Genomic DNA, 13,276 nt, shown 5'->3' on the forward strand with positions numbered 1-13,276 from the left:
CGACGCTACGGGGCCTGCGGCCCGGCTGCCGTTCCCGTGCGCACCACCATCCGGGCCGGGCCGTGGAAGACCAGATCGTCGGCGTAGCGCACCGGTTCGTCCGCCAGGGCGAGCCGGGGCAGGCCGCGCAGCAGCTCGCCCAGCCCGATCTCCGCCTCCGCGCGGGCCAGCGGCGCCCCGACGCAGTAGTGGATGCCCATCCCGAAGCCGGTGTTCCGGCGCGCGTCGCGGTGGACGTCCAGACGGTCGGGGGCCTCGAAGTGCGCGGGGTCGCGGTTGGCCGAGCCGAGGACGAGCGTGACCTTGTCGCCCCGCGGTATGCGCCGCCCCGCGATCTCGTCGTCCTCCCGTGCCCACCGGTTGATCATCTGCACCGGCGAGTCGTAGCGCACCAGCTCCTCCACCGCTCCCCGCAGCAACTCCGGCCGCTTCCGCACGAGATCGAGCTGGTCGGGGTGGGCGAACAGGGCCAGCAGCCCCTTGGCCACCAGGTTGGTGGTCGTCTCGTGGCCCGCCGTCAGGAGGTGGATGCAGGTGCCGACCAGCACGTCGTCCCCCAGCGGCAGCCGCTCTTCCGCGTCCAGCATCGCCGCGATCAGATCCGTCGCGTTCGGGCTGCGCCCCGCCCGGCGGCGGGCCAGCTCGGCACGGAAGTACGCCTCCAGCTCCCGGGCCGCCGCATCCGCCAGGCGGTACGCGTCGGCCCGCCGCGCCACCCGCGAGCTGGTGGCCTGCTGCAGGTCCACCGCCTGCGCTCGGAACCACGGACGGTCCTCGCGCGGCACGCCCAGCAGCTCGCTGATGACCAGGATGGGGAAGGGCGCGGCGAACCGGTCGACCAGGTCGGCGGTGGGCGTGGCGGCCAGCTCCGCCGTCAGCTCGGCCGCCAGCTGCCGGATCCGGGGGCGCAGGCCGTCCACGATGCGCGGCGTGAATGCCTTGGCCACCAGCGCGCGCACCCGGGTGTGCTCCGGCGGGTCCATGAACACCATCCAGTTGGCGGTGGTCCGCCGCAGGTGCGGGCACTCCTGCGGCAGCCGGGCGGGCAGCGCCCCGCGCCCGTAGGCCCGGCTGGTCAGGACCCGCGCCACGTCGTCGTGACGGAAGAGGTACCACGCGTCCTCGGCCCGGTGGACGGGGTCGGCCTCGCGGTAGCGCCGGTAGAGGGGGTACGGGTCGGGCAGCGGCACGTCCGCCGTCCGGAAGGGCGGCAGCCCCTTCAGGGCCTGCCCGCTCGGCTGTCCGCTCATCACGCCCCCCGTATCCCGTCGACCCATGCGCCCGGCTCCGCTGGCACGTCCGTACCGCACCAGGCCACGTGCCCGTCCGGCCGGACGAGCACGTACGGACTGCCGTACAGCTCCGCCACCGTCCGGTGCTCCTCCCATCGCGCCGTCTCCAGCGGCACGCCCCGCCGTGCGAACGCCTCCCGCACGGCCTTCTCCGCCACGTCGGCGCCCGGGGTGCCGTCCGGACCGCCGCAGCAGACCAGCACGAAGCCCCGGCCGAAGGAGTCGAGCGTCGACACCCCCGGCGCCAGCCAGGTGTGCGGGGCGCGCCCCCCGGGGACGGCCCTCGTCCGCCAGGTGCCCTCCCCGGCGCCCGCGGGCTCGTGCCCGCCGTCGATCAGCGGGGACGCGTAGCGGTAGCCGAAGTGCACGTCCGGTGCCTCGAATTCGCGGCCCACGCCGCCCTGCTCCATGCCGGCCGCCAGCTCCGCCCGGGCCTTGGCCCCCTCCGGCGTGTCGAGGAGGATCTCCTCGGGAAGCTCCCGGCTCATCGTCCGCATCAGATTGACGTTGGCCTCCTCCAGACTGCGCTCCGCCACCGGGCGGCGCTCGGTCTCGTAGGCGTCGAGCAGCCCCGGGCCCGCCCAGCCGGCCAGCTCGGCGGCGAGCTTCCAGCCGAGGTCGGCCGCGTCGGCGATGCCGGTGTTCATGCCGAACCCGCCGGACGGCGACAGGGTGTGCGCGGCGTCCCCCGCGAGCAGCACCCGGCCGTCGCGGAAGCGCTCGGCGACGCGGTGGGTGAGGTACCAGACGTTCTCGGAGAGGATCTCCACGGGGGTGTCGTACGCGATGGCCGTCCGCACCATCGTCAGGGCGTCCGGACCGGCGGCGTCCCCCTCCCGCACCGCCACCGTCAGCCGGTACAGCCCCTGTCCGTCCATCGACCGCAGCGGGAAGCGCAGGGCCGGCGGCCGGGTGAGGAAGTGCACCAGCGCGTTGCGCGGGCCCAGCTGCCCGTGCAGCCGGGGCGCGCGGAAGAGGATGTTGCGGAAGACGCGCGTGGCGTGGCGGCGCGGTGCCTCGATGCCGGCCGCCTTGCGCACGGGCGAGGCGGCACCGTCACAGGCGACCAGGTAGCGCGCCCGGACCGTCAGGCCCGCCCCGCCGTCGGCCAGGTCGGTGACCCGGGCCGTCACCCCGTCCCGGTCCTGGGTGAAGCCGTCCAGCCGGCACCGCAGGTGCAGCGGGCCGTCCGGGTGGACGCCCACCTCGCGGGCCAGCAGGGGAGCCAGCCAGTGCTGCGGGCACGGATGCTCCGGTTCCGGGGTGTAGGGGAGTTCCGGCCTGCCCTCGGTCGTGCCGAAGTCCAGGCGGAGTATCTCGTGGCCGCCCACCGCCGTGACCCACGCGATGTCCAGTGGATGGTCGCCGGGCCAGCCCGCCGAACGGATCCGGCCGGCGACGCCCCAGCGGCGGAAGAGCTCCATCGAACGGGGCCCGACCGTGCCGACCTTGGGGTGCCCGATGGTGCCGTCCGAGGCTTCCACTTCCATGAAGCGGACGCCCCGGTGCTTCAGGTCGAGCGCCAGGGCCATGCCGACCGGCCCGGCTCCCACGATCAGCACGTCCGTGTCGTAGTTCCTCATGCCAGTTCACCACCCCGCCGGAAGAAGTCGGCGTAGAAGGCCATCATGTCGGCGACCTGCCCCGGCACCGGTCCGCACTTGTCCGCCGCGGCCGCCACGTGGTCGAAGCGCAGCGCGAGCGAGCGCCGCGCCACGTCCGGACGGGGCGTGAACGCGGGCACGGTGTCCAGTTCGAAGGTGGGGCCGGCCGTGCGGCCGCGCCGCCCCGACTCCATGGTCACCAGCAGCTCCGCCAGCGGGCGCATCATGCCGGTCATCACGTCGATCGAGGCGTTCATCAGCTTGGAGCGGCGCAGGCTGCCGTCCGGGCTCTCCCCGAAGTGCTGCACCATCAACTGCAACATCAGGTGGTACGAGCGGTTGAACAGTCGTCCCACGGCCCGGGCCTCGGGATCGGTGACGGGGTCCTTGGCCCCGTCACCGGCCCCCAGCGTCGGGTTGCGCAGCACCGGGTAGGCGGGGCTCCACGGCACCAGCCGGCCGTGCGGCCCGGCGACCCGCTCGGTGGTCAGCACCTCGCCGATCCGCAGGAAGCTGTGGAAGTGGGAGGTGTCCGAGGGCGCCTCCGAGCCCAGCACGCCGCCTTCGCCCTGCTCGCTGATGAAGTCCACGGCGAACAGCGCGCTGGAGAGGTCGTCGACCTCCAGCTGGTAGTCGGGGTGGACGTTGTTGACCGACTCGCGCATGAACACGTGGTGTTCCCCGCCGCCGCGGCCCTTCTCCACGAGGAACAGGTCGGGGACGCGCTGCAGCCCTTCGCGGATGCCGGCGTAGAGCTCGCTGACCGAGCCCCAGGTGAAGCCGAGCGGACGGACCGCGTCCAGCCGGGGGCCGTCCTCCCGCCGGATCTCGGGCGTCAGGCCCGCCGGCTGTTCGATGGCGATGTAGCGCTGCACGCTGCCGACGCTCAGCCCCTCCAGCGCGAAGTCCAGCGGCACCGGCAGCTCGGCGTTGAGCGTCGCGAAGTCGATCGCCGGCACGTGGAACGGCTCGCCCGTCGCCATGAGGATGTTGTTGACCAGCAGGAAGTGGATCATCTCCTCGCGGGCGACGTTCAGCAGGATGCCGCGGATCCCGTCGTCCAGCGTGGCACCGCCCTGCCCGCACGCGATCTCCAGCTGCTCCGCCGTCCACTGCCCCCGGCGGACGTACTCCCGCCCCGCGCCGTGGGTGGGCACCGAGAACGCCGCGTACAAGTACTGGAGCATCACGGCCAGTTCCAGTGTGGCGGCCTGCCTCAGGACGGTGCACAGCTCGCCCCGCGTGCCGATCACCGGCCCCCCGCCGAGCACGGCGGGGGCGGTCAGGGGCGGGCGCACCCGCGCCTGCTGGTTGCGCAGGTACGCCAGCAGCAGGCGCGCCTTGGGGTCGGAGAGGTCGCGCGTGGGCGGCATGTAGTACGTCCTGGCCTTGTTGGCCGGGTCGCACATCTGCCACATCAGCTCCGCGTACGTCTCGACCTTGCAGCGGTCGGCGAGGCTGAAGACGTCGGACTTCATGAAGGTGGAGACGTGCTCGTAGGAGGCGAAGATCTCCCGGTGCAGCAGGTCGAAGTCCACGCTCTCGCGGGGGACGCGGTCCAGGTGCCAGTCGTCGGGCAGCACCCGTACGGCCAGTGAGCCGGCGCCCGCCCAGAAGCCGAGCGCGTCCTCGTCGTCGTAGGCCGCCCAGGCCGAGCCCGGCCCGTCGGCGACGGGCGGGCCGGCCGGGCCGGGGGAGAGCAGGACGCGGCAGGTGCCCGCGCGTTCGCCGCGCAGCGTGAGCAGGCCGCGCCCGTGGTCGTCGGTCTCCACGACGCAGTCCTCGGCGTACGCCTCGTCCCCGCCGCGCAGGCCCAGCACGACCGCGTCCCCGCAGCGGGCGTCCGCGCCGCCGGCCACGGGGTCGGCGGGCAGGGCGCGCGGATTGTGGAACTGCCGTACGTGCACGGGCCCGGCGCTCGCCGGGCGGCCGCGCACGAAGGAGCGCAGCGGCACCTCCACGGCGTGGTCGAGGCCCCGTGCGCGCTCGCGGTGGTGCAGCACCACGAGGGCGTCGTCGCTCTGGACGACCACCTCCTGTTCGGTGAGCAGGGTCGTCCGCGTCCCGTCGGGGCCCGCCCCGGTCAGGCACAGGGCCTCGTCCGCGGCCGTCTCCCAGCCCGCCTCGGCGGCCACGGTGACCAGGCCCGAGGTGAGGGCGTCGGCGGCGGCGCCGTACGCGGCGGCCGGCACCCGGGCCACGAGCCGGCCGGAGCCGGCCGTCCGCAGCTCCAGGTCGCCGGCGTCCAGTGGTGGCCCGAGCCGGTGCAGGGGGCCGGGCCCGGCCTCCCGCGCCCGGTGGGTGAGCGGCACCGCGGAGATCATGTCGAGGCCGGCCCGGCCGTCCGCCACCTGCACCGTGAGGTGGTGGAGCGGGCCGCCCGCCCCCGCGAGGGGGGCGAGCAGCCGGCCAGCCGGGTAGGTGCGCAGCTCGTGCGCGTACCAGGGTGCGATGGTTCCCCGGACCCGCCAGTGGCTCGGCGCGTCCGGGGCGAGGGGCGAGGCCATGTCGTCCAGCGCGAACCGGACGACGATGCCGTCCGCGCCGCCCTCCACCGCCGCGCGCAACGCCTCGACGGCGGGGGAGAGGCGGGCGTCCGGCAGCCACGCCGGACCGCCCCCGGGATCGCCGGGGGCGTCCTGTGCCGTGACCACGAACTGGTGCACCGCGCAGTAGCGCAACTGCGGTGCCAGGACGTGGTCGCCGACGTCGAGGATGCGCCCGAAGTCGACCCAGCGCGGCGGCTGGAAGCCGTCGACCGGGCCCGTGAGCATGTAGCCGTCGTCGTGCGAGCGGCCCAGCCGGCCGAAGCCGAACCGGCCGATCATCAGGGCCATGGTCCACCGGGAGGCCGGGTCGAGGTCCCAGACCCGGGCCCGGTTGACGGTGGTGCGCAGGTAGTCGTTGTAGTGGCCCCAGACGTCGACGCTGCGGCCGACGACCGGGTCGGTGGTGTCCGGCGTGCCGGCGTGGACCTCCGCCGACACGATCCGGGCGTCCAGCAGGAAGTGGCCGTTGCCGTCGAAGTTCCAGCCCTTGGCGGCGCTGAACTCCCCGTCCGGGCACGGCCGCCCCGAGGCGTCGAAGTGCGGGCCGCGGCGCTGGAGGTAGTCGTGGTACTCGGCGGCGGGCCGGTCGACGGGGAACGGGCCGTCGTCGGTGAGGGCCCGGCCCGTGGCCAGGTCGAGCAGCCCGTTGCGCGGGCCGGTCGGCAGCTTGGTCGTGGCGGTTCCGGCGAAGTGCAGCCTCGGCAGGTCGAAGACGCTCATCACAGGGCTCCCGCCGGGTCGGGCCGGCCCGCGCGGCGGTGGGCCGGCTCGTAGCGCTCGACGTCCTCGACGGCCGCCAGCGCGGACTCGATGGCCCCCTCGATCCAGGCGGGCGCCATCGAGCAGTGCTCGCCGGCGAAGAACAGCCGGCCCGCGGGACGGGCGGACCGGGCGCGCTCCACCTCGCACTCGGCGGCGTTCTTCCCCCAGCGGGTGGTGCAGCCGCCGCCGGTCCAGGGGTGGTGGTCGCCCCAGGCCACGCTGACCACGTCCAGCACCATGCCGGGTGACATGAGTTCGGGGTGGACGGCGCTGAGCTCCTCCAGGACGATGCGGTGGCGGCGGCGGGCCGACATCCGGCCCAGCCGCGCCGCCTCGTCGCCGATGGTGTAGCTGGCCAGCAGGGCGGCGCCCCGGCCCGGGGCGCCGTCGGCGGGCGGGTAGTAGGTCTGGCGGATGCGGCCGCCCGTGAAGGAGGCGCCGCCGCGGATGCCGCCCTCCCGCCAGAACGCCTCCCGGCAGTGGACGGCCACCTTGGTGGCCGGGCAGTAGACGACGTCCCGCAGGACCGCCAGCTTGTCCTCGTCCACGCCGGTCAGGCGCATGCGGCGGACGAGCGGGAAGGGAACGGTGCACACGACGAAGTCCGAGCGCTTGACGACCGTTCGGCCGCCCGCCCGGACGTGGACCAGGACGTGGTCACCGCGCACGTCGATGCCGGTGACGCGGTGGCCGAGGGCCACCGGGGTGTGCAGCAGGCCGGCCAGCCGGTGCGTGAGCTGGTCCATGCCGCCGTCCAGACGCAGCAGGTCGGGGCTGGTCTCGGCGAGGATGTCGTCGAGGAAGCTGTTGAGCCTGCTGCTGCAGCCCGCCCGGAGGCCCGGGTGGGCGGAGAAGAGCGAGTGCAGGTCCACCCGGTCGCGCGCCGCTCCGCGCAGATGCTCCGTCAGGTCGACGCGCGCCACCATGTCGAGCAGCTGGCGGCGCAGGTCCTCGCGGAGCGCCTCGCGCAGGTCCGGCGGCGCAATGGCGTCGACAATGGCCGTGAGCCAGGCCCCGAAGACGACGGTGCCGTGGTCGTGGCGGTGCCCGGGCAGGTGTCGTTCCAGGTCACGCCGGAAGTTCTCGCGGAGCGGGCCGGCCGCGTCCCGGATGCGAATGAAGCCCTCGGTGGTGTGGAGGAATGCGTTCTCCTCCGACATCAGCGTGCTGAAGGCGCGGAGTTTGTTCCCCAGCCCCATCCGCCGAATGTATTCGAGGGTGTGACGGTGGTGGGTCGGAATGCGCATGGCGCCGAGTTCGACGGACGGTGCGCCGGGGTTGTTTCCGAACCGGTGGGTGTGGATGCGCCCCCCGATGCGCGTGTTGCCCTCCAGGACCTCGACGCGGTAGCCGAGCCGCTCCAGCTCGTACGCCGTGACCAGGCCGGAAATTCCGGCCCCTATGACGGTGACCTGCCGACTGCCCTGTTCGAACCTATCGAGTGCGTGCACATGCCAGACCCGCGAGTTGCCGGACATTGAAGCTTCCCCCCGTAAACGTGCATGTATTCCCCGTTTGAGCCTACATAGAGTTTTCATATACGCAGGCCCTCCACAATGGTATTTCAGGACACCCTCAATCCGGCATCCCTTTTCTTGGGGGTGTCGACAAATGCGTAGACGGCATACGCATAAAGGTAGACGGCATACGCATAAAGCGGTCCGGGATCATCCGGATGGGCCGTAGAAAAATGCATCCGGGAAAGGCCGGGCTGCGCGGCGGATGCCACCCTGTCACGGGAAGTCCTCCGTGCTGCCTACTCCGTACTCCATCGGTAGTACGGAAAAGCCCGTACCCAGGGACGACGACGGAGAGGGCCGTGACAGGCATGGTTGGGGCATGGAGAACGAGGGGACCCGTCACAGACCCGAGCCGGACCGCGGCGGCGGAGGCGACCGCAGAGGCCGGTCGTGAGCGCGCTCGTCGCATCCGTGCTGCTGTGCCTGGTGTCCGCAGTCTGCTACGCGGGCGCCGCGATCGTGCAGGAGCGCATTGCCGCAACGAGCGGAGAAGGGGCGTACGCCCCCTTGCGCCGGGCGGGCTGGTGGGCGGCGGTCGCGCTGACCGGCCTGGGTGCCGGACTGCACGTCGTGGCGCTGGCGTACGGGCCGCTGAGCCTCGTTCAGCCGCTGGGTGCGCTGACCATCGTCTTCGCGCTGCCCATGGCGGCGTGGTGCGTGCACCGCCCCGTCGGCGCGGCCGGCTGGCGCGGCGCGTTCCTCGCCACGGCGGGCCTGGCGGGGCTGCTGAGCCTGACGGGGTCGCCGGGCGGGGGATCCCTGGACGGCACCGAACGTCCGTTGATCGCGGCGGCGGTGCTGGGCGCCGTCGCCCTGCTGGCCGTCGCCGCCCGCTGGGTGCGCCGGCCGGTCGTGCGGGGCGTGGTGCTGGCCACGGCGGCCGGTGCCGCCTTCGGGATGGGCTCGGTCTTCACCAAGGCCGTGGCCGACGACTGGACCGCGCACGACGCGGGTCTCGTCTCCCTGCTGCCGAGCCTCGGCGTCATCGCGCTGCTGGCCTCGGCCGGCATGCTGCTGTCGCAGGCGTCCTACCGGGGCGCGGGCCTGGCCGCCCCGCTGGCGACGCTGACGGTGGTCAACCCCGTGGTGGCCGCGGTCGTCGGTGTCGTGGCGCTGGGGGAGGCGTTCCGCTACGGCCTGGCCGGCGGCCTGCTGGCGGGCGCCGCGGGGGCGGTGGCGGCGGCCGGAGTGGTGGTCCTGACGCTGCAGAACGCCGCCAGGCAGCAGGCCGCCGGACAGCGCGCCGTCGGTCAGGGCACGGCCGGGCAGGGCACGGCCGGGCAGAACACGGCCGGGACCGCAGACGAGCGCGCCGATGTGATGAACGCCCCTGGTGCCGATGCGGTATGCGCCCCCGCAGCCGATGACGCAGCGACGCCTCTGGTGCCCGGCACACGGCGGCCCGGCCCGTGTCTGGTTTCCACCCGTTCGGGCCCGAAGTCCCGCTGAACGCGGGCCTCCGGCGGCCGGTCGCGCCCGCCCGACGCGCCATGGCGCCCGCGGGGCGGGACGCGTCACCATGGTGATCCGGCCAACCCCCCGGAGGAGCCACCGTGGACTTCGATGTCGTCGTGGAGATCCCGCAAGGCAGCCGCAACAAGTACGAGATGGACCACGAGACGGGGCGCATCCGCCTCGACCGGATGCTGTTCACCTCCACCCGCTACCCCGCCGACTACGGCTACATCGACGGCACGCTCGGCGCCGACGGCGACCCTCTCGACGCGCTCGTGCTGGCCGGCGACCCCACCTTCCCCGGCATCGTGATCCGCTGCCGCGCGATCGGCATGTTCCGGATGTGCGACGAACAGGGGGAGGACGACAAGGTGTTGTGCGTGCCCTCCGGCGACCCCCGGCACGAACACGTGCGCGACCTCAGGCACGTGCCCGAGTTCGACCGGCTGGAGATCCAGCACTTCTTCGAGGTCTACAAGGCGCTCGAACCCGGCAAGTCCGTCGCCTCCGCCTGCTGGGCCGGCCGGGACGCCGCCGTGACCGAGATCGTCGCCTCCCGCGTGCGCGCCGGACGGGCGGGCCAGGACGCGTCCTGGTGACGCGGTGGCGGGCCGCCGTGCGGTAGGACGGGGGCATGGCAACGACCCGGTCCCCTGCGCCCGCCGCCACCGGCGCCCTGCCCGCAGCACGCCGCGCCGCGCCCCTCGCGGCCGTCGCCGTCGCCTTCGCGAGCGTGCAACTGTGCTACGCCGTCGTCGGCATGGACCTCGGCTGGGACGAGACCGTCTACCTCTCCCAGGTCGATCCCCGCCACCCCGCCGCCTACTTCAGCGCGCCCCGCTCGCGCGGCATCACCTTCCTCGTCGCCCCCGTCGTCGCGGTCACCTCCTCGACCACCGTCCTGCGCGTGACGCTGGCGCTGCTCTCCTCGGCCGCCCTGTACGCCGCCTTCGCGGTCTGGAGGCCGCTGCTCGGCCGGGGCCGGACCGCCCTCGCGGCACTGCTCTTCGCCGGCCTGTGGATCACCGTGCTGAGCGGCCCCGAGGTCATGCCCAACCTCTGGGTGGCACTCGCCTCCGCCGCCGCCGTGGGCTGGTTCCTGCGGGCCCGTACCGACGGCCCCGGCCGCCGCAGGGTCCTCATGGCCCTCACCGCCGCGCTCGGCGCCGTCGGCCTGCTGCGCGCCCCCGACGCCGCCTGGCTCGCCCTGCCCCTGCTGGCCGCCTGTGCGACCGCGCGGCCCTGGCGGCGGCCCGGCACCGCCGCCGCGGTCCTCGGCGGGCTCGCGCTGGGCTGCGCGCAGTGGGTGGCCGAGGCGTACGTGCGCTTCGGCGGTGTCGGCCGGCGGCTGTCCGTCTCCAGCGGCACGGAGGGCGGCATGGGCGCGCACCCCGGCGCCGGGCTGCGCGCCGCCTACCGGGCCCTCAACGGACCCCAGCTCTGCCGCCCTTGTCACATCGCGGGCCCCTCCCTCACCCACTCCCTGTGGTGGCTGCTGCTGCCCGCGCTCGCCACGGCGGCCTGTGTCCTCGCCGTCGCCGGCCGCCGCCGCGCCGGTCCCGCGGCCGTCACCCTGCTGCCCGTGGCCTGCGCACTCGTCCTCGCCGCGCCCTACCTGCTGCTGCTCGACTACGCCGCGCCGCGCTTCCTGCTGCCCGCCTACGCCCTGCTCGCCCTCCCGGTGGCGGCCGCGGTGGCCGGGGCGGTCCGGGCCGTGCGGAGCGCCCGCACCCGGCTCGCCGTGACCGCCCTGCTGACCGCCGTCCTGGGTGCGCACCTCACCGTGCAGGGCGAGGAATTGCGGGCGAACACCGCCGACGCCCGTGACACGGCCGTGCGTTACCGACGCGCGGCCGGGGAACTGGGCCGCCTCGGCCTGACGGCCCCCTGCCTCGTCACCGGCCCGCGTGCGCAGCCCGTCGCCTACGAGGCGGGCTGCGCCTCCGCCCAGATCGCGGGCAACAACCGCTCGCACACTGCTGCCGACATCGTCCGCAGGGCCTCCCGTATCCCGACGGCACTTCTGTTCGACACCAAGGACCCGTACCTGCCGTCCTATGCGCGCGCGTGGCGTCCCCGCGCCCTGCCGGGCACCGACTGGATCGCCTACCTCCCCTGAGGCCGCGGCTCCGGCCTCACGCCTGCCGCAGCAGCGCGGCCAGGTCGCTGTCGACGTCGAGCTGGCCGCCCTCGCCGCCCGCCGGGACCAGGGCGTACGAGCGCGCCAGGAACGAGCGCAGCTCCGGGGTGTCGATCTGCACCATGGCGACCCCCTCCCGGGCGTGGAACTCCAGCACCGTGCGGTGCGGCCCGCACGGCCAGACCCGCACGTCTCCGCCGCCCGCGGAACGCAGCAGTCCGCGGGCCAGCAGGTCGCGTGCGAAGGCCCATTCGACCTCGGCGCCGTCGAGCGAGGCCGCCGGCGGGAAGGCGATGCGGACGGCGAACGGGTCGGTCCGCTCGTAGCGCAGGTGCGCGGGGACCGCCCGGGACGGCGGAGCCGACGCGATGATCCGTGCCTGGACAGGCTGTTCGATGACAGTGGACAACGCCAGCTCCCTTGCGATTGTTTTCCGGGTGGTGCGCTTCCGTACCGCGTGCGGCGTGTGCTGCTACGACTTCGACCGCTGCTACTTCTACGACGGGTGAGACGGTCGATCGATCGCGGTAGTGCACATGAATCCAGCGTGAGCTGCGTCACTGCCCTTGAGAAAGAAGACATTTGCCTTCGAGCTCTATGAACTCGAAGGAATATGGCCAAGTATGGGCGGAACCGCTCAGCGAGCGACCGGCAGGACCGCCAGCACCTCCCAACCGCCCCCATCGGCCGGGCCGGCCGTCAGGGAACCGCCGATGGCCTCCGTGCGCTCGCCGAGGCCGACGAGCCCCAGCCCGCCGCCGTCCGCGGGGGAGCGCGGACCGGGCGGACGCGCACGATCGCCGTCGTTGTGCACGGACACGAAGAGCCTTTCCCCGGAACGCCGCAGAGTCACCTCCACGGCCGTGGCGGCGCGGCCGTGCCGGGCCACGTTGGCCAGCCCTTCGCCGACGATGCGGTGCACGGAGGCCGCCAGCTCCGGGGCGAGCCCCGCGCCGAAGCCGGGGTGGACGTCCAGCGTGACGCGCGTATCCGGGTGGGCGGCGCGGAAGTCGTCGACCAGGCCGGCCGTACGCTCCGGCCCGGGCAGCGGGCCGCGGTGCGCCCGGTCCTGCCGCAGCACCTTCAGCAGCCGCCGGGCGGAGGTCATCGCCGCGTCGCCCGCCTCCTCGATGTCGCGCAGCGACGCCGCCACGCGCTCGTCCCGCGCCAGCGAGCCGGTGGCCTTGGCCAGCAGGGTCATCGCGGCCAGGTGGTGGGCGACGAAGTCGTGGAGCTCGCCCGCCAGCTCCCGCCGTTCGGCGTCGCGGGCCGCGGCCACCGCCCGGGCGCGCTCCACGTCGCGGTGGCGCAGGCACAGGCCCAGCGCCGCCACCGCCGTGACGGCGAGCGCATAGGCGACCACCGTGGTGCTCAGCGCCTCCGCGTCCCGCGCGGGCGCGGCCGCCACGCCCACGGCCAGCGCGGCGCCCAGCGGCACCGCCGCCCGCACGGGCACGCGCCAGGCGACGAAGCCCAGCAGCACCAGCAGGGCGGCGCTCTCGGTGAGCCCCCGGGCGGGCACGTGCCGCCCGGCCGCCAGCAGACAGCCGGTCGCCGACCAGGACACCGCCACCGCTGCCGCCGCCCGCGTGGTCAGCCGGCCCCACGGCAGGACGCAGGCCGCCACCAGCAGCCCGGCCACCCACACCACCAACGGCGCGTCATTCCCGTCCGGGGGATCCGGGTAGCCCTCCGTGCGGCTCAGCACCCGGCCCTCGGCCACCCACAGTGCGGCCAGCGCCGCCAGCAGCCAGCCGCGGCCGCGCACCGGCCGGCACCGTCCGGTGAAGGGCGACGACGGCAGGGACGGCAGGGGGAGCTGGGTCATCCCACCACGCTAGGCGGCTGCACCCCGGTCCCGGATCGCCCATCCAGCCACGGGCCCCCGGCCAAAAGGATGAATGTTTGACGTTCTATGTCCGTAGACGTCCCGGCCCGGCCTCCGCTAGCTTCC

9 protein-coding genes are annotated in these 13,276 nt (G+C 74.3%); 3 read left to right on the plus strand and 6 right to left on the minus strand.

What is annotated here, in order from left to right; genetic code table 11:
- Nucleotides 1-5: 5 nt before the first annotated feature.
- From LE181_RS01420 to LE181_RS01440, 4 genes are read right to left on the minus strand one after another with little or no spacing between them, the layout of a single operon-like run.
- The gene (locus LE181_RS01420; RefSeq protein WP_263868296.1) at nt 6-1,250 is read right to left on the minus strand and encodes a cytochrome P450; all 1,245 of its coding nucleotides are present in this window, start codon (nt 1,248-1,250) and stop codon (nt 6-8) included.
- Nucleotides 1,250-2,875, minus strand: coding sequence for an FAD-dependent monooxygenase (locus LE181_RS01430; RefSeq protein WP_225659021.1), 1,626 nt, complete (start codon nt 2,873-2,875; stop codon nt 1,250-1,252). The genes LE181_RS01420 and LE181_RS01430 overlap by 1 nt, the downstream gene beginning before the upstream one ends.
- Nucleotides 2,872-6,165 carry a ferritin-like domain-containing protein gene (locus LE181_RS01435; protein ID WP_225659022.1) on the minus strand — a complete coding sequence of 1,098 codons (3,294 nt, stop codon included), beginning with the start codon at nt 6,163-6,165 and terminating at the stop codon, nt 2,872-2,874. Before LE181_RS01435 ends, LE181_RS01430 begins: the two co-directional genes overlap by 4 nt.
- A complete protein-coding gene (locus LE181_RS01440) occupies nt 6,165-7,685 on the minus strand; it encodes a flavin monoamine oxidase family protein (protein WP_225659023.1) in 1,521 nt (506 codons plus the stop codon). The genes LE181_RS01435 and LE181_RS01440 overlap by 1 nt, the downstream gene beginning before the upstream one ends.
- Nucleotides 7,686-8,117: 432 nt before the next feature.
- Between LE181_RS01440 and LE181_RS01445 the strand changes: the two genes are divergently transcribed.
- From LE181_RS01445 to LE181_RS01455, 3 genes are all read left to right on the plus strand, one after another.
- On the plus strand, nt 8,118-9,176 hold the full coding sequence (locus LE181_RS01445; protein WP_225659024.1) for a DMT family transporter: 1,059 nt from the start codon (nt 8,118-8,120) through the stop codon (nt 9,174-9,176).
- 104 nt (nt 9,177-9,280) lie between these two features.
- Complete coding sequence (locus tag LE181_RS01450) at nt 9,281-9,781, plus strand: inorganic diphosphatase (RefSeq protein WP_225659025.1); 501 nt, start codon at nt 9,281-9,283, stop codon at nt 9,779-9,781.
- Nucleotides 9,782-9,816: 35 nt separating this feature from the next.
- Nucleotides 9,817-11,301 carry a hypothetical protein gene (locus LE181_RS01455; protein ID WP_225659026.1) on the plus strand — a complete coding sequence of 495 codons (1,485 nt, stop codon included), beginning with the start codon at nt 9,817-9,819 and terminating at the stop codon, nt 11,299-11,301.
- Between the two features lie 16 nt (nt 11,302-11,317).
- Here LE181_RS01455 and ssgD read toward each other — a convergent pair whose 3' ends face one another.
- Nucleotides 11,318-11,731 (minus strand): spore wall synthesis regulator SsgD, encoded by a 414-nt coding sequence (ssgD, locus tag LE181_RS01460; protein WP_190110714.1) that lies wholly within the window; start codon nt 11,729-11,731, stop codon nt 11,318-11,320.
- A gap of 228 nt (nt 11,732-11,959) precedes the next feature.
- Nucleotides 11,960-13,150, minus strand: coding sequence for a sensor histidine kinase (locus tag LE181_RS01465; RefSeq protein ID WP_225659027.1), 1,191 nt, complete (start codon nt 13,148-13,150; stop codon nt 11,960-11,962).
- Nucleotides 13,151-13,276: the final 126 nt, after the last annotated feature.

Source organism: Streptomyces sichuanensis, from assembly GCF_020328095.1.
GTDB classification, from domain to species: domain Bacteria; phylum Actinomycetota; class Actinomycetes; order Streptomycetales; family Streptomycetaceae; genus Streptomyces; species Streptomyces cinnamoneus.